This is a genomic window from Arthrobacter sp. NicSoilC5, assembly GCF_019977395.1.
Classification (GTDB): Bacteria; Actinomycetota; Actinomycetes; order Actinomycetales; family Micrococcaceae; genus Arthrobacter.
On record NZ_AP024660.1, the window covers coordinates 1,297,325 to 1,312,439 of the forward strand.

16 protein-coding genes are annotated in these 15,115 nt (G+C 63.7%); 2 read left to right on the forward strand and 14 right to left on the reverse strand.

The features are described 5' to 3' along the window. Positions 1-19: 19 nt before the first annotated feature. A complete protein-coding gene (locus LDO22_RS06075) occupies positions 20-223 on the forward strand; it encodes a cold-shock protein (RefSeq protein WP_011692441.1) in 204 nt (67 codons plus the stop codon). 130 nt (positions 224-353) lie between these two features. Here LDO22_RS06075 and LDO22_RS06080 read toward each other — a convergent pair whose 3' ends face one another. From LDO22_RS06080 to LDO22_RS06145, 14 genes are all read right to left on the reverse strand, one after another. Then, positions 354-2,900 carry a phosphatidylglycerol lysyltransferase domain-containing protein gene (locus tag LDO22_RS06080; RefSeq protein WP_159635367.1) on the reverse strand — a complete coding sequence of 849 codons (2,547 nt, stop codon included), beginning with the start codon at positions 2,898-2,900 and terminating at the stop codon, positions 354-356. A gap of 32 nt (positions 2,901-2,932) precedes the next feature. Beyond that, positions 2,933-4,261 (reverse strand): alpha/beta hydrolase-fold protein, encoded by a 1,329-nt coding sequence (locus LDO22_RS06085; protein ID WP_159631652.1) that lies wholly within the window; start codon positions 4,259-4,261, stop codon positions 2,933-2,935. A 5-nt stretch (positions 4,262-4,266) separates the two neighbouring features. Further along, positions 4,267-4,698, reverse strand: a complete 432-nt coding sequence (locus tag LDO22_RS06090; RefSeq protein ID WP_159631651.1) for a DUF2550 domain-containing protein — start codon at positions 4,696-4,698, stop codon at positions 4,267-4,269. Positions 4,699-4,708: 10 nt separating this feature from the next. Then, a complete protein-coding gene (locus LDO22_RS06095) occupies positions 4,709-4,993 on the reverse strand; it encodes a F0F1 ATP synthase subunit epsilon (RefSeq protein ID WP_018760117.1) in 285 nt (94 codons plus the stop codon). A 1-nt stretch (position 4,994) separates the two neighbouring features. Further along, positions 4,995-6,449, reverse strand: coding sequence for a F0F1 ATP synthase subunit beta (atpD, locus tag LDO22_RS06100; protein WP_159631650.1), 1,455 nt, complete (start codon positions 6,447-6,449; stop codon positions 4,995-4,997). Positions 6,450-6,531: 82 nt separating this feature from the next. Next, on the reverse strand, positions 6,532-7,422 hold the full coding sequence (locus LDO22_RS06105; RefSeq protein ID WP_159631649.1) for a F0F1 ATP synthase subunit gamma: 891 nt from the start codon (positions 7,420-7,422) through the stop codon (positions 6,532-6,534). A gap of 72 nt (positions 7,423-7,494) precedes the next feature. Beyond that, the gene (gene atpA, locus LDO22_RS06110) at positions 7,495-9,132 is read right to left on the reverse strand and encodes a F0F1 ATP synthase subunit alpha (protein WP_141160059.1); all 1,638 of its coding nucleotides are present in this window, start codon (positions 9,130-9,132) and stop codon (positions 7,495-7,497) included. Between the two features lie 78 nt (positions 9,133-9,210). Next, positions 9,211-10,038 carry a F0F1 ATP synthase subunit delta gene (locus tag LDO22_RS06115; RefSeq protein ID WP_159631648.1) on the reverse strand — a complete coding sequence of 276 codons (828 nt, stop codon included), beginning with the start codon at positions 10,036-10,038 and terminating at the stop codon, positions 9,211-9,213. Further along, positions 10,038-10,589, reverse strand: a complete 552-nt coding sequence (locus tag LDO22_RS06120) for a F0F1 ATP synthase subunit B (protein ID WP_159631647.1) — start codon at positions 10,587-10,589, stop codon at positions 10,038-10,040. Before LDO22_RS06120 ends, LDO22_RS06115 begins: the two co-directional genes overlap by 1 nt. A 54-nt stretch (positions 10,590-10,643) precedes the next feature. Further along, positions 10,644-10,862 (reverse strand): ATP synthase F0 subunit C, encoded by a 219-nt coding sequence (gene atpE, locus LDO22_RS06125; RefSeq protein ID WP_003804776.1) that lies wholly within the window; start codon positions 10,860-10,862, stop codon positions 10,644-10,646. A 110-nt stretch (positions 10,863-10,972) separates the two neighbouring features. Further along, on the reverse strand, positions 10,973-11,773 hold the full coding sequence (gene atpB / locus LDO22_RS06130) for a F0F1 ATP synthase subunit A (RefSeq protein WP_159631646.1): 801 nt from the start codon (positions 11,771-11,773) through the stop codon (positions 10,973-10,975). Between the two features lie 81 nt (positions 11,774-11,854). Continuing rightward, a complete protein-coding gene (locus LDO22_RS06135; RefSeq protein WP_224026464.1) occupies positions 11,855-12,193 on the reverse strand; it encodes an AtpZ/AtpI family protein in 339 nt (112 codons plus the stop codon). Continuing rightward, positions 12,186-12,668, reverse strand: coding sequence for a hypothetical protein (locus LDO22_RS06140; protein ID WP_159631644.1), 483 nt, complete (start codon positions 12,666-12,668; stop codon positions 12,186-12,188). Before LDO22_RS06140 ends, LDO22_RS06135 begins: the two co-directional genes overlap by 8 nt. A gap of 111 nt (positions 12,669-12,779) precedes the next feature. Then, complete coding sequence (locus tag LDO22_RS06145) at positions 12,780-13,892, reverse strand: MraY family glycosyltransferase (protein WP_159631643.1); 1,113 nt, start codon at positions 13,890-13,892, stop codon at positions 12,780-12,782. 289 nt (positions 13,893-14,181) lie between these two features. Between LDO22_RS06145 and LDO22_RS06150 the strand changes: the two genes are divergently transcribed. Continuing rightward, positions 14,182-15,078 carry a glycosyltransferase gene (locus LDO22_RS06150; RefSeq protein WP_224026465.1) on the forward strand — a complete coding sequence of 299 codons (897 nt, stop codon included), beginning with the start codon at positions 14,182-14,184 and terminating at the stop codon, positions 15,076-15,078. Positions 15,079-15,115 lie beyond the last annotated feature (37 nt).

Below are 15,115 nucleotides of genomic sequence, written 5' to 3' on the forward strand. Positions count from 1 at the left end.
CCACAATGAGGAGAAATAAATGGCACAGGGAACCGTCAAGTGGTTCAACGCTGAAAAGGGCTTCGGCTTCATCACCCCGGACGACTCCGATGGCGATGTCTTCGTTCACTACTCCGAGATCCAGACCGGTGGCTTCAAGACCCTCGACGAGAACCAGCGCGTTCAGTTCGAAATCGGCCAGGGTGCCAAGGGCCCCCAGGCCACCGGCGTAACGCTGGTCTAGTACCGCCCGGCCGCCTGGCGCGGCTGTCAGCAAAAACAAATGATCCCCGGCGCAATTGCCCGGGGATCATTTGTTTTTGAAAATATGCGCCGCAAATATGACTTTATCGTTGAGCGGCGTATGGCCGGTGTCAGGTTACTAATTTGCGGACCAGGCGGGCGCCCTGGGCAAGGGAAAGCCCCGGCAGGTAGGCGCGCGTCAGCGCCCTCCCGATGGCGGGCAGGTGCAGCGGGTCCTGGTAGTACAGGTACAGCGCCCGGTACTCGGGCTTGAACCGGGATTTGAAGGCTGCCAGGGAGCGGAAGCCATAGACGGGCTCAAGCGCGTGGCCCACCAGGTCCAGGATCCTCACGAGGTTCTGCGCGCCCTCATCGGTGGCGGCTGCGTCTTCCTCCCTTTCGGCGTCCCCTGCTGCGTCGCCCTGGGCTGCGTCCTCCGGACGGCTGGCCAGGGGCGAGCCTGACAGCGAGATCATGTCCACTGAATCGCGCAGCTCAAGGACGGCAGAAGCGATAAGGAACTCCATGACCCCGGGAAAGCCCTCACTGCCCCTGCGCATGACGTCCAGCGTCCGGCTGACCAGCCGCCCGCCGTCGTACACCGGAAGCCAACTGGTCACGCCGTGGACCGCACCGTTGCCGTCCACGGCCAGGCAGCAGAGGACTTCCTCGTCATCGAGTTCGTCCACTCCCCCAAGCGTGAAGCCCATTTCGGGAACGGATTTACCGGCCGCCCATTCCTCGGACACTTCGTTCAACCGCGACCTGAGTGCGGCCGGCAGCGAATGGTAGGAGCCCCAGACCGCATGCACCCCCAGCTTGGCGGCGCGGTTCAGGGCCGTCCTGACGTTCTGCCATTCCTTTCCCTTGAACTCCAGCTGGTTCAGCGCCAGCCGCGTCTCCTGCGCCACCGCCACCCGGGAGAAGCCCCGTTCCCTGAGCGCCGGCCACAGCGTGTCGTCGCAGGAATACAGTGCGGGGATCAGCGCCTGGCTGCGGCAGTAGTCCAGGAACCCCTCCGTCACGCGCTGCTCCGCCTTGCGCTCACCAAAGGCGCCGCCCAGGGTCAGTGCCACCGTCCCGTGCTGCTGGAAAGCCATGGCACCGGCGCCGTCCGGGCTGAACCAGTAAGTGTTGGGCTCCCACAGCGCCATCCAGGACAGCGGGCCGCCGCCCTGGTGGAGCAGTTGCCGGGCGCGGTCCCGGTCCTGCCGGCCGAAGTTCAGGCCATGGTGCCGGCCCACGAGGACCCACCACACGGCCACCAGGGCCACGAGCCAGAAGATTGGCCCCGAGTAGGCGAACAGGAGGGCTTCGGCGCTGTCCCGTTCCGGGAAGACCCGGCGGAAATGCTGGGGTATGGGCACCGGAACATACTGCCGGGCCAACTCCGCGAAAAGGCCCAGCAGGCCGCCGTCGCGGGCCAGGCCGCCGGACGAGAACCAGGCCACGGTGTAGGAACTGGCCAGGACAAGCCACGTTCCGCAGACCACGGCCCCGAGGGTGCGCCGGGCACCCGGCCGGGTCTGCACGCGGAACTGGCGGCGGTTCAGCCACAGGACCACCGCCAGCAGCAGGGGGACGACCACGAGTGGCAGCACGTGGGCGAAGGCCGAGGACAGCGGCGTGGCATGCGTGCCCTGAAGGCGTGAGGGAACCAGGGCGAACAGGGCCAGGTAGACCGCCGCCAGCGCCGTGACAGCCAGCTGGATGGCCAAGGCGATGTTGAGCGCCAGCCGGCGGCCCCGGCGCATGCCGTCCGCGCAGATCAGCAGCAGGATGACCGGCACCACTGCCAGCGCCAGGCCGAACGGCCCGGCGAATCCTGCCCTGCCTGTTTCCAGGCAGGAGGCATCAACGGTGGCGCCACAGTTGAACACGAGCTGGCTGAGCGTGGGCATCGGACTCAGCACGACGTCCCGCAGCAGGGCAAGGGGGCCGGTGGGCGCGCGCGTGATTCCCGTCAGGATGGGGCCCACGGCAAAGACGGCAACGGTGAGGGCCAGGAGGTTCCTGGTCTCGCGGCCGGTGGACCGGTGGCGATGGAGCCGGCCCTGGTCACCCTGGATCCACCACCCTGCCAGGAGGCCAAGCAGGGCACCGATGAGCCCAATGATGGTCTCGGCGTGACCGACGTAGAGAACCAGCAGGATCGAGATCGACAGCACCACGGTGCGGAGCCGGCGCTGCCACAGCAGCGTGATCCGCGCACTGGCGGCAAGGCCCGCCGTCAGGACCGGCGCATAGGGCCCGATGAGGCTGTCATCCACCATCCTGTCCAGCCAGCCGTCCCCCACGTACCCCGCCAGCTGGGTGACCAGGAGGAACACCGTGACGGCGGCAAACTGGCCGCCAAAGAAGAGTCCGACGGCGGCGCGCCGGCCCAGCTTGCGCTCGGCGAGTCCGAGCAGCAGGACAATCATCAGCGACGCGGTGAGGTAGGCCAGCGGGTTGGTGGCGAAGAACAGGCTGGTGAACAGCGACCACCACTGACCCTCGCGCAGGCCGGGCCCGCTGACGGACGCCAGTCCCAGGAGTTGCTCCGGCGGTCCATCCAGGAAGCTCCCGGTCAGTGCGGCAGCAGCCAGGAAGGCGACCAGCACACCAAGTGTGAAGGGCATCGATTTCAGTGTGCCCAGCGCCTGCCGGACGGCAGGGCGCCCGACGGCGGCCCACATCAGGACGACGGTACGGTCCGGTTTCCGTGTGCTCACCACTGCAGGCCCCATTGGCTGCCCAGGAACTGCAGTGCGTCCGCAAAGCGCTTGGACGACGTATCCCAGGAGTGGCCTGTGTGTTCCACCTCGTGCGCCTGGACGGTGAAGCCCGCGTTCTCTGCCGCGGCGGCCAGTGTCCGGAGGTTCCCCACGAACTCCGGATCGTTTTGGCCTGCCGTAAGGTACATGCCGCTGGACTCGAACCGTTGGTGTTTCATGATCTCCAGTGGAGTCTGCTTGGTGAATTCTTCGGGGTTTCCAGGAAAGGCGGCGTCGATGGTCTTCTGCCGTTCCTTGGCAATGGCGGGTTCGGCCTCGCTGGAAAATGCCAGCACGTCCGCGTAAATGTCCGGATGCCGTGTTCCCATCTGCACTGCGCAGGTGCCGCCGAAGGAGAACCCGCCCACGGCCCAGTGGCGGTGGTTGGTGTCCACCGCCAGGGTGGAACTGATCCAGCGGGGCACGTCCTGGGACAGGTAGGTGTCTGCCTTGGCGATGCGGCTGTCCATGCACATAGTGTTTGCGGACTGCGACCCGTTCGGGTCCGGAATGACCACCACCGGAGCCACCCCGCCGTGTGCCGCGGCGAATGAATCCATATGGCCGCGGATTGCGCCACCGGTGAGCCAGTCCGCCGGGCCGCCGGGCTGCCCGGCCACCAGAACCAGCACGGGCAGCGCGGGCCTGTTGGCAGCAAAATAGGCAGGGGGAAGGTAGATGAAGGCATCCCGGGTAGACATCCCGGAGGCTGTTCCCGGGATAGCGGACTTCCGCAGTTCGCCTCCGGCCGGCAACTCCCCCTCGGGCTTCCAGCCCTGGAGCGGGACACCGTCAGATTCGCCGGCGTGCCGCATGACGTCCTGCTCGAGGACCGGTATCCGGGCCAGTGCCGTTCCCAAAAGGTCGCTTACCGTCCTGTTCAGGCCAAAGTAGGCGTTGATCTGGATTGCTGAGAGCAGTACCACCAGCAGCATGGCGAGGATTCCGGCACCGCGTCCGCCCCAGCCCGTCCTGGGCAGGCGGAGCAGGCCCAGGAGGACCGCCGCCACACCGGGCACCAGCCACAGCAGTACGGGATCCGGCAGGTCCTCCGGGAAGACAGTGAAGACATTGATGAGGGCCCAGTGCACCGTGGCCACCAGCGCAAACGCGGCGGCGGCAGCAAGGAGGATACGCAGCGCCCAGGTCCGGGCCCGGTGCACGGACGTCATGGAGGCACGCCGGGGCGGCACCAGGAGATAGGCTGCGCCGCCAACTCCCAATACCAGGACGGTTCCATACAGTGGACCGTCCGTGAGCCGGATGTCTGAAAACCAGTCCACGCCGGCTAGCGCCAGGTCCCCACGCCGATGACCGGACCCGCTTCCAGCCAGGAGGAAAGACCCGTATAGGCGTCGAATTTCATGGCGAAGTGCAGGTCCTGCCCCTCGTACCGGAGTTCGACGATCACCACGTCCGGCTGGACTTTGACGGCTTCAGCTTCGGTGGGTTTCCTGCGCCCCAGGAGCTCCAGGGAGCTCCGTTTGAAGGTGTACTTGGGGCGGACGCTCAGGGAGATGAGCCTGAACCATTCAAGGTCGTTGTCCTGATAACGACAAACCCCCATCTGCCAGCTGTTTCCAGCTACGCAAATGGAGGCGTCCACCGTGCCGAGGGCACGCCGCAGGTTGAAGCGGCGCACCCCCGAAAGGCACAGTGCAAAGATCAGCAATCCGAACGCGATTGCCAGTGCGATGAACGAAATACCCGGTGCGTCCATCAAGGTCGTGCTAGCGGATCCCAGCGGTAGCCGAGCCGCCCAGCTGGGCGTTGTCAGCAACGATAACCACACGGTTGTTGTCGACGGAGAAGAATCCACCGTCCACATCTACCGCAATACGGTCCCCGGATACCGGCTGGATTGCCAGTTCACCCTCGGCCAGGATCGCCAGCAGGGGCGAGTGGCCGGGCAGGATTCCGATTTCACCATCGCTGGTGCGGGCCTTGACCATCTTGGCCGCTCCGGACCACACAAAGTGGTCCGCTGCGACAATCTCAACCTCAAGCTCAGCCATATTACTTGGTCTGTTCCTGGATCTTGGCCCACTGACGCTCAACGTCATCGAGGCCGCCAACGTTGAAGAAGGCCTGCTCTGCGATGTGGTCGAGTTCGCCGTCGCAGATGGCTGCGAAGCCTTCCACGGTGTCCTTGATGGAAACCGTGGAGCCCTCGACGCCGGTGAACTGCTTGGCGGTGTAGGTGTTCTGCGACAGGAACTGCTGGATGCGGCGTGCACGCGACACGACGATCTTGTCTTCCTCGGAAAGTTCATCGACACCGAGGATGGCGATGATGTCCTGGAGTTCCTTGTTCTTCTGCAGGATCTGCTTCACACGGACAGCCGTGTTGTAGTGGTCCTTGCCGATGTACTGGGGATCCAGGATGCGGGAAGTCGACGTCAGCGGGTCAACGGCCGGGTACAGACCACGGGAGGCGATTTCACGGGACAGTTCCGTGGTCGCGTCGAGGTGTGCGAAGGTCGTGGCCGGAGCCGGGTCGGTGTAGTCATCTGCGGGAACGTAGATGGCCTGCATCGAGGTGATGGAGTGGCCCTTGGTGGAGGTGATGCGCTCCTGCAGGAGGCCCATCTCGTCCGCCAGGTTGGGCTGGTAGCCCACGGCCGAAGGCATGCGGCCCAGCAGGGTGGAAACCTCGGAGCCTGCCTGGGTGAAGCGGAAGATGTTGTCGATGAAGAGCAGCACGTCCTGGTTCTGCACATCGCGGAAGTACTCCGCCATGGTCAGCGCGGACAGGGCCACGCGCAGGCGCGTTCCCGGCGGCTCATCCATCTGGCCGAAAACAAGGGCGGTGTCCTTGAGGACGCCTGCCTCTTCCATTTCCACCCAGAGGTCGTTGCCCTCACGGGTACGCTCGCCAACACCGGCGAACACCGAAGTACCACCGAAGTTGCGGGCAACACGGGTGATCATTTCCTGGATCAGAACGGTCTTCCCCACGCCGGCGCCGCCGAACAGGCCGATCTTTCCACCCTTGATGTACGGGGTGAGGAGGTCGATGACCTTGATGCCGGTCTCCAGCATCTCGGTGGAACCTTCGAGCGAAGCGAAGCTGGGAGCCTTGCGGTGGATGGGCCAGCGTTCGCTGACTTCCAGTTCCGACTCTGCAACGTCCAGGGGCTGGCCCAGCACGTTGAAGATGTGGCCCTTGACGCCGTCGCCGACGGGAACGGAGATCGGGGCACCGGTGTCAATGACGCCGGTGCCGCGGACCAGGCCGTCGGTCGCCTGCAGCGAGATGGCGCGGATGAGGTTGTCGCCGAGGTGCAGCGCAACTTCGAAGGTGATGGTCTTGGTCTCACCGTTGAGAGTGATCTCGGTGGTAAGGGCGTTATAGATCGACGGGATTGCGTCAGCCGGGAATTCGACGTCGACAACCGGGCCGATTACGCGCGCAATACGGCCGGTTGCACCGGACGTTGCGGCTACGTGTTCGGTAGCAGTGGCAGTCATCTCTCTCACTTCATTCAGTAGATGGCGTGGGGTTAAGTCTATCTGTGGTGGTGCTGGTTCCGCGGAACCGAGGGTCGGGAGGCTACGACGCGAGAGCGTCGGCACCTGCGACAATCTCGGAGAGCTCCTGCGTGATTTCGGCCTGGCGGGCCGTGTTGCGCAGTCGCGTGTACTTCTTGATCAGGTCCGTTGCGTTGTCGCCTGCGGACTTCATCGCCCGCTGGCGGGCCGCAAGCTCGGAAGCTGCCGCCTGCAACATGGCTGCGAAAATCCGCGATTCGATGTAGCGCGGCAGCAGGGCGTCAAGGACACGCTCGGTTTCCGGCTCGAACTCGTACAGCGGCAGGAGCTCCGACTCGGAAGCAGCCTGTTCTTCCACTACTTCCAGCGGGAGCAGACGGATGACCGTCGGCTCCTGGGTAACCATGGACTTGAAGCGGGTGTAGACAACGTGGATTTCGTCCACGCCGCCCTCTTCGAAGTCAGTGGCGAAATCTGCCAGCAGCGCTTCGCCGATTTCACGGGCGGTGCCGAACTCTGGAGCGTCGGTTCCTCCGGTCCAGACCCGCGTGTACTCGCGGTTCCGGAATTCGAAGTACGCCTGGGCCTTGCGGCCCACGAGGTAGGTCTTGACTTCCTTGCCTTCGTCGTGGAGCAGCTCGAAGAGACCTTCCGCCTGCTTGAGCACGCTGGCCGAGTAGGATCCTGCGAGGCCACGGTCCGAGGTGATTACCAGGACGGCGGCACGGCGGATCTGCTCCGGCTCAGTGGTCAGCGGGTGGTCGATTTCGCTTTGGCTGGCGACGGCAGAAACGGCGCGCGTGATCGCGTTCGCGTAAGGCAGTGAAGCTGCTACGCGCGCACGGGCCTTCCCGATGCGCGAGGTAGCGATCAGTTCCATCGCCTTGAAGATCTTGCGCATCGACGTGGTCGAGCTGATCTTCTGGCGGTAGACCCGGATCTGGGCTCCCATACTTATCCTTTCCTAACATTCCGTAGCCGGGTGTGCCGGACCCTGGGGCCCGGCACACCCGGCAATGCGGAACTAGCGCTTCTGCTTGACGATCTTTTCCTGGTCGACTTCGCCCTCGGAGATAGCGTCATGCTCCTCGTGGCCGGCGCCTACCAGGTGGTTGTCACCCTCGCCGAAGAAGCCCTTCTTGAAGTCCACAATCGAGGACTTCAGAGCGGCAACGGTGTCATCGTCCAGCACGTTGGTCTGGGCCAGCGTGGTCAGGATCGAGGACTTGTGGCGCAGGTGCTCCAGGAACTCGGCCTCAAAGCGGCTGATGTCCTCGACGGGAACGTCATCCAGGTAGCCATTGGTGCCGGCCCAGATGGAGACAACCTGGTCCTCGACCGGGAACGGCGAGTACTGGCCCTGCTTGAGCAGTTCCATCAGGCGTGCACCGCGGGTCAGCTGCTGGCGGGACGCTGCGTCCAAGTCGGATGCGAACATCGCGAACGCCTGCATGTCGCGGTACTGGGCAAGGTCCAGCTTCAAGGTACCGGAGACCTTCTTCATGGACTTCACCTGGGCGGCACCGCCAACGCGGGACACCGAGACACCCACGTCAACAGCGGGGCGCTGGTTGGCGTTGAAGAGGTCCGACTGCAGGAAGATCTGGCCGTCGGTGATGGAGATGACGTTGGTCGGGATGTAGGCGGACACGTCGTTCGCCTTGGTCTCGATCAGCGGCAGGCCCGTCATGGAGCCGGCACCGAGCTCGTCGGAGAGCTTTGCACAACGCTCCAGCAGGCGGGAGTGCAGGTAGAACACGTCGCCCGGGTAAGCTTCGCGTCCCGGCGGGCGGCGGAGGAGCAGCGACACGGCGCGGTATGCCTCGGCCTGCTTGGACAGGTCATCAAACACGATCAGGACGTGCTTGCCGCCGTACATCCAGTGCTGGCCAATGGCCGAGCCCGCGTACGGTGCCAGGTACTTGAAACCTGCGGGGTCGGACGCGGGAGAGGCCACAATGGTGGTGTACTCAAGCGCGCCGTTGTCCTCGAGGGTCTGGCGGATGGCGGCGATGGTGGACGCCTTCTGGCCAATGGCGACGTAGATGCAGCGGACCTGCTTGGTGACATCTCCCGAAGCCCAGTTGGCCTTCTGGTTGATGATGGTGTCGATCGCGATGGCGGACTTGCCGGTCTGGCGGTCGCCGATGATCAGCTGGCGCTGGCCGCGGCCGATCGGGATCATCGCGTCGATGGCCTTCAGGCCGGTCTGCATCGGTTCGTGGACCGACTTGCGCTGGGTCACGCCGGGCGCCTGGAGTTCCAGGGCACGGGTGGTCTCAGCCTTGATCTCGCCCAGGTCGTCCATGGGCTGGCCCAAGGGGTCAACCACGCGGCCGAGGAAGGCGTCGCCAACCGGAACGGACAAAACCTGCCCGGTGCGGTGCACTTCCTGGCCTTCCTCGATGCCCTGGAAGTCACCGAGGATAATGACACCGATCTCGCGGACGTCAAGGTTCTGGGCCAGGCCCAGCGTGCCGTCTTCGAAGCGAAGAAGCTCGTTCGCCATGACCGAGGGAAGGCCCTCAACACGGGCGATGCCGTCACCTGCGGTCGTTACACGGCCAACCTCTACGCGCTCTGCGTTTCCGGGTTCGTAGGACGCCGCGAACTCGTTCAACGCATTACGGACGTCGTCGGCGTTGATGGTCAATTCGGCCATCTGCAGTCCCTGCTCTCCTGTTTGTGATCACCGCAAACGGTGACCGGGTTTTCTATCAGTTTGGTTGTGCTTGTCCGGCTAGCCGGCCAGCTGGCGTTGCAGTTCGCCCAGCCGGGAGAGAACCGAAGCGTCAAGCACTTCGTCACCCACCTGGACGCGGATTCCGCCAATAAGCGAGGGGTCAACGTTGATGTTGACCTTCAGTTCCCGCCCGTACAGCGCATTCAGGCCCGCCTGGAGGCGTTCCATCTGCGTCTGCGACAAGGGCCGGGTTACGCTGACCGTTGCAATCCAGCGCTGCTGCCGCTTGGCCGCCAGTTCGGCGAACCGTTCCACAAGCCGGGTGGGCTTGATCCCGCGTGGCTCGCTGACAGCCTGCGTGATGAGGACTTTGGCTTCCTCACTGACGCCGGGTACCAGCTTCTCGGCAAGGCCAGCCTTAGCTGCGCCCGATGCCTGCGGTTCGGACAGAGCACGTTGTACCTCGTGGCTGGAGGCAACAGCCTGGTTGAAGGAAAACAGATCATTTTCCAGCTCTTCCAGGCCAGTGATTCCGGAGGCAGAAACGGCCGACTTGTTTTCAGCAACGGAAATGACCACCGTTGCGGCAAGAGTCTCGAGTGCATCGCCGATGTCACGCGCCGATGCCCAGCGTGAGCTGGCCAGTCCTGACGCGATCTCAGCAGCATCAGCGGAGACTTTTCCGCCAACCAGCTGCCGCACCAGCGCCGACTTTTCGTCACCGCTGCGGGAGGGGTCAGTCAGGGCACGGCGCAAGCCAGCCGAGCTGTCCACCATTCCCAGGATTCCGAAGAGTTCCTTTGCCAGCTGCAGCGACGCCGTGGGAAGCTTCGCTTCCAAACCGGCAAGGGCTGTTGCCAGCGATTCGCTCGATACGCCTGCCATTACTTAGCTGCACCTGCGTTCTGGGACTCCAGATCTGCCAGGAAACGGTCCACTACCCGTGCTGCGCGTGCGTCGTCGTCGAGGGACTCGCCCACGATGCGGCCGGCAAGGGTGGTGGCCAGGGTGCCTACCTCAGAGCGCAGGGACACAACGGCCGCCTGGCGCTCGGATTCGATCTGTACGTGGGCCTGTGCGGTGATGCGGGCAGACTCTGCTGCCGCCTTCTCCTTGAGATCCGCGAGGATCTGGGCACCTTCGGCGCGGGCTTCCTCACGGATGCGGTTGGCTTCGGTGCGGGCGTCGGTCAGCTGCTGCTTGTACTCTTCGAGTGCAGCAGACGCCTCAGCCTGGGCCTTTTCAGCCTTGGCGATACCGCCTTCGATGGCCTCGGCACGCTCTGCAAAGGTCTTCTCGAACATCGGGACAACAAACTTGACCACGATGAAGAAGAGGATGGCAAAGCCCACGAAGACAACCAGCATTTCCCAGCCATTGGGAACAAGGGGGTTGACGTCGCCTTCAGCGGCGGCTGAGATGATCAGCTGATGCATATTTCACCCGTCCTTATCTACTCGGTTCTGAATGTTCGCTAAGTTCTGAAGGGTTTACTTGAGAACGAAGGCGAAGACCAGGCCCAGGATGGCGAGTGCTTCGGTCAGGGCCAGGCCAAGGAATGCGATCGGCTGCAGGACGCGCTGGGCTTCCGGCTGGCGTGCAACGCCGTTGATGTAGGCAGCGAACACGAGACCCACACCGATACCACCGCCGATAGCCGAGAGGCCATAGCCGATGAGGTTGAGGGAGCCGTTGATGGAGCCTTCCATTTTTTTTCCTTTCAAGATGCCACTTATGTGGCAGGTTGTTTGGGTTGCTTCATCCCCGCTAGGGGAAGACTGTGGTGTGCCGCCGGTGCGTGTTGCCCCGGCCGGCGTGCCTAGTGGCTGTCGGCGTGCAGTGCGCCTTCGATGTAGATCGCGGTCAGCAGCGTAAAGACATAGGCCTGCAGGACCATGATCAGGGCTTCAAGCATGTACATGGCGATGGCACCGGCGAGAACCAGGATCGAGGTTCCCTTCAGCAGCACGTTCTCCTGCATGATGAGGTACTCGATGCCGGAACCGGCGATCATCACGATCAGGTGGCCGGCGAGCATGGTCGCGAACAGACGGAGGCTGTGCGTGACGGGCCGGACAACGAAGTTGGAGATGATTTCGATCGGTATGACGATCGGCAGGATGTACCACGGCACGCCCGAGGGGACCGTTGCAAGCTTGAAGTAGCGCAGGCCGTTCTTCTTGACGCCGATGGCGATCCAGGTGACGTACACCAGGCCGGCCAGCACATACGCTCCACCCACGTGCGAGAACGTGGGGAGCTGGAACACCGGGATGGCGCCGTAGATGTTGTTGACCAGGATGAAGAAGAACAGGCTGAACAGCAGGGGGACGTACTTGATGAAGTCCCTGCCGCCGATGATGTCCTTGGCAATGCCGTTGCGGACGAAGCCGTAAGCGGCTTCGCCGGCGAACTGGAGCTTGCCGGGTACCAGCTGCTGCTTGCGTGCGGCGAGCACGAAGAAGACGGCGATAAAGACGACAGAGAGGAGGACCAGCAGCATCTGCTTGGAGAATCCTTCTGCGGCACCCCACGGCAGGATTGCCGGCAAATGCATTTCGTTAATACCAGGAGGAGTGAACTCTCCTGAATCTTGGGCCGGGAGCGCAAGCGCGATCAACGCGTTTCCTCTCTGCAGTGTCCATCATTGGGCGTTGGGCGGGGTCCGGCAGCCTGACAGCCTGCTGTTCCCCCTGTGAAATTATTTGGCATTATCTTTTCCGTCCTGGGACGGTGCGCTGGGAGCATGGCGCCCATCAGCAATTTTTCGGGAACTGGTGAGGCCGTGCATGTGGGAAAGGTAGAAACCTCCGACGGCTCCAAGCAGAGCGCCTGCGAGCACAATCCAGCGCGTTCCCCACAGATAATCCAGTCCCCACCCTATCAAACTCCAGACGATGATTCCGCCAATGATGTAGCTGAATACAGCCATTCCAGCGTTGTAGCCGCCATCGGTGGACACGTCGGCAGGACCCTGCGTGGAGTCGGTTGATCCGCGTTTGCCGTGTGCGGCGCCTGCGGTTTTTTTCCGATCACGCATTGGATGCTCCCTTGTCTTCTGGATCGTTGTAGATCTGGAGTCGCGCCCTGCTGAAGCCATGGATCTCCGCGGCCTGCCACAGGATGACGGCGACGATGGCGCCGATGATGAACCAGCGGCCGTGGAGCCATTCAGGAGCACCGATGACGAACAGGACAACGGCAAAGCCAACCACTTTGATGAAGTAGGTGGCGACGAACATTCCGATTGCACCCGATGGGTTGCTTCGTCCCACGAAGTGGCCCACCAGCAGGCTGATGCCGAAGAACAGCATCACCAGCAGGCCGCCCAGGACGCTGGAGAGCGCCCCGGTTGCCCCGTTGAGGACGGCGGCCGGGATAGCGCACAGCACAAGTCCGGCAGCCGCAGCAATAGAGCTGCGCTTGAGCAGGTTCAGCCAGAGCGAACGGGTGGGACCAGACGTACCAACGGGTCCATTGCCGGAGGCAGGTCCGGACTCGGCGTTGGAGGTCATGAGATCCCAATCGTCGTCACCACATGGCGGATCGCCAGGAGGCAGGGGGTGGAGTGGCAGCTTGGGCTGCCCCTAAATTCTACACGAGATAGAAATAATTCAGAACTGCCGTTACGCCGCAGTTTCCCCGTTGCCGCGGGACAGGTACGGCCACGCTGTCACCAGTCCCATGACCAGCGTGGCGAAGATGTCCACGGCGAGCACGATGTGCCAGGGGAAGACAGCGAACGCCAGGCCACCGAAGGAGAGCACGGCGGTCCACAGGTACATCAGGACCACAGCGGTACGGTGCGAATAGCCGATGTCCAGCAATTTGTGATGCAGGTGTCCGCGGTCCGCCGACCAGGGCGAACGCCCGCGGGCCGTCCGCCGGACGACCGCCAGCCCGAGGTCCAGCAGCGGCAGGAAGAGGACGGCGAAGGGAAGCAGGATGGGAATGATGGTGGAGATACCGTTGGCGCGGTCGTAGAGGCCCGAGGTGATCTGCCCCGTGGACACGACGCCGGCCGAGGCCATGAGGAGCCCGATCAGCATGGCGCCGGAGTCGCCCATGAAGATCTTCGAGGGAAAGAAGTTGTGCGGGAGGAACCCAAGGCACCCGCCCACGAGGACCGCGGTTATGAGGGTTGCCAGGTCCGAATAGTCCAGCAGTACCGCGTTGCGGTGGACCCAGTAGGCGGTAATGAAGAACGCCGTGCCGCCGATGATGGCCACTCCCGCGGCGAGGCCGTCCAGTCCGTCAATGAAGTTGAAGGCGTTCATGGTGGTGACGATCAGTCCGGCCGTCAGCACTATCCGCAGTGTTCCGTCGTGGAGGTAGATGGGTTCAGGTACCCAGGGGACGATGGTCATCTGCACACCCCAGATGGCCACGGTCAGTCCGGCCGCGCTCTGGCCGATCAGCTTCACCCACCAGCGAATGTCCAGCAGGTCGTCCGCCACGCCCACCAGGACGATGACAGCTGCTCCTGCCAGGACACCCCACGGTGAAAAGTTGTTGCGGTAAATGTCCTTGACGAAGAAGGACTGGCTGGCAACGACCAGCGCCACCATGACGCCCAGGAAGATTGCCACCCCGCCCAGCCTGGACACCGGCGTGGAATGCATGTCCCGGCTGCGGATGGGCAGGTGCAGCTCAAGCCGGTGCCCCACGACGCGGGCGCCCCAGGTGGCCGCGTAGGAGACGATGGCGGCGGTGAGCCCCATAAGCAGGTACATGATCATGGGACGGCAACCGCTTCAAGGATGGTGGCGCCAAAACCGCTCGCCTGCGGTGGCAGCCGGTTGGGGGTGTGTGGGCTCACGGGCCGGGAATCTGTTCTTCGATAAATGAAACTTCTCCGTCGCCGAGCGCGCAGCAGGCGGTGCGCTCAGACATGCGCGCAGCGCCTTACAGGGCTGTATTACAGTGGACTCTAGTCAAAGATACTAGTGCCACCGGCACCATGGCTCCGCGCCACACGGGCGCACAACAGGCGGGGAACTCCCTTGCAGCCATGCTGAAAGGACCCCCATGACCCCCCGCATTGCGGTTGCCGCCGTGACTTTCGACCGGCCCAAGGAACTGTCCGTCCTGCTGGATTCGATCAACGCCCAGAGCCGGCACGTGGACACGATTTGCCTGGTGGACAGCGGCACCACCCCGGCCGCGGATGTGGCTACGACGCACCCCAACGTGGACTATGTGCGCTCCGAAGCGAACCTGGGCGGCGCCGGCGGATTTGCGCTTGCCGCGCTGAAGGCCGTCGCCAGCGGGGCCCGCTGGATCTGGATGATGGACGACGACGCCGAGCCGGCAGATCCGGAGTGCCTCGCCACGCTGCTTCGTGAGGCTGAGGCACGCGACCTGGAGGCGGTGGTCCCTTTGGTCACGGCGCCCGGCCATCCCGACCGGTTGTCCTTCTTTTTCCGGCTGGACGGCAAGGTCACGCACGACAGGGCCGAGGTGGAGAAACGTGGCTTCCTGCCGGACGATGGCCATTTCTTCAACGGTGCGCTGATCCGCTCCGACGTGTTCTTCAAGGTGGGCCTGCCGGACATGCGCCTGTTCATCCGGGGCGATGAGGTTGATTTCACCATCCGGCTGCGCAAGGCCGGGATCCGCTTTGGCACCGTCACCACCACGGCCATTACGCACCCGCACGCGTTCGGGGAAACGCAGCACGTCTACGGCGCCCGCTGGCATGTGATCGTCCCGGACTCCGCCTTCAAGCGCTTCTACTATTACCGGAACCGGGGCTACCTGATCCGCCGCTACTTCCGGGTGCGCTCGTTCGTGGCCGACGTCGGCGGGTACCTGGGCTACTTCCTGCAGCGCCGCGACCTTCCGGGCTTCCTGGTGTGGGCACGTTCGTTCACCACCGGCCTGCGGGGCAAGGGCTTTGCTCCGTTGGAGGACCAGAAGTTCTAGGCGGGCCCTGCCGCCGTTTGCCGCGCTCCGCTGCGTA

What these genes read in the sequence shown, in the direction of transcription:
- LDO22_RS06075 (WP_011692441.1), top strand. Translation starts at nt 20, where the DNA reads ATGGCACAGGGAACCGTCAAGTGGTTCAACGCTGAAAAGGGCTTCGGC.
- LDO22_RS06080 (WP_159635367.1), bottom strand. Translation starts at nt 2,900, where the DNA reads ATGTGGGCCGCCGTCGGGCGCCCTGCCGTCCGGCAGGCGCTGGGCACA.
- LDO22_RS06090 (WP_159631651.1), bottom strand. Translation starts at nt 4,698, where the DNA reads ATGGACGCACCGGGTATTTCGTTCATCGCACTGGCAATCGCGTTCGGA.
- LDO22_RS06095 (WP_018760117.1), bottom strand. Translation starts at nt 4,993, where the DNA reads ATGGCTGAGCTTGAGGTTGAGATTGTCGCAGCGGACCACTTTGTGTGG.
- atpD (WP_159631650.1), bottom strand. Translation starts at nt 6,449, where the DNA reads ATGACTGCCACTGCTACCGAACACGTAGCCGCAACGTCCGGTGCAACC.
- LDO22_RS06105 (WP_159631649.1), bottom strand. Translation starts at nt 7,422, where the DNA reads ATGGGAGCCCAGATCCGGGTCTACCGCCAGAAGATCAGCTCGACCACG.
- atpA (WP_141160059.1), bottom strand. Translation starts at nt 9,132, where the DNA reads ATGGCCGAATTGACCATCAACGCCGACGACGTCCGTAATGCGTTGAAC.
- LDO22_RS06115 (WP_159631648.1), bottom strand. Translation starts at nt 10,038, where the DNA reads ATGGCAGGCGTATCGAGCGAATCGCTGGCAACAGCCCTTGCCGGTTTG.
- LDO22_RS06120 (WP_159631647.1), bottom strand. Translation starts at nt 10,589, where the DNA reads ATGCATCAGCTGATCATCTCAGCCGCCGCTGAAGGCGACGTCAACCCC.
- atpE (WP_003804776.1), bottom strand. Translation starts at nt 10,862, where the DNA reads ATGGAAGGCTCCATCAACGGCTCCCTCAACCTCATCGGCTATGGCCTC.
- LDO22_RS06135 (WP_224026464.1), bottom strand. Translation starts at nt 12,193, where the DNA reads ATGCGTGATCGGAAAAAAACCGCAGGCGCCGCACACGGCAAACGCGGA.
- LDO22_RS06140 (WP_159631644.1), bottom strand. Translation starts at nt 12,668, where the DNA reads ATGACCTCCAACGCCGAGTCCGGACCTGCCTCCGGCAATGGACCCGTT.
- LDO22_RS06145 (WP_159631643.1), bottom strand. Translation starts at nt 13,892, where the DNA reads ATGATCATGTACCTGCTTATGGGGCTCACCGCCGCCATCGTCTCCTAC.
- LDO22_RS06150 (WP_224026465.1), top strand. Translation starts at nt 14,182, where the DNA reads ATGACCCCCCGCATTGCGGTTGCCGCCGTGACTTTCGACCGGCCCAAG.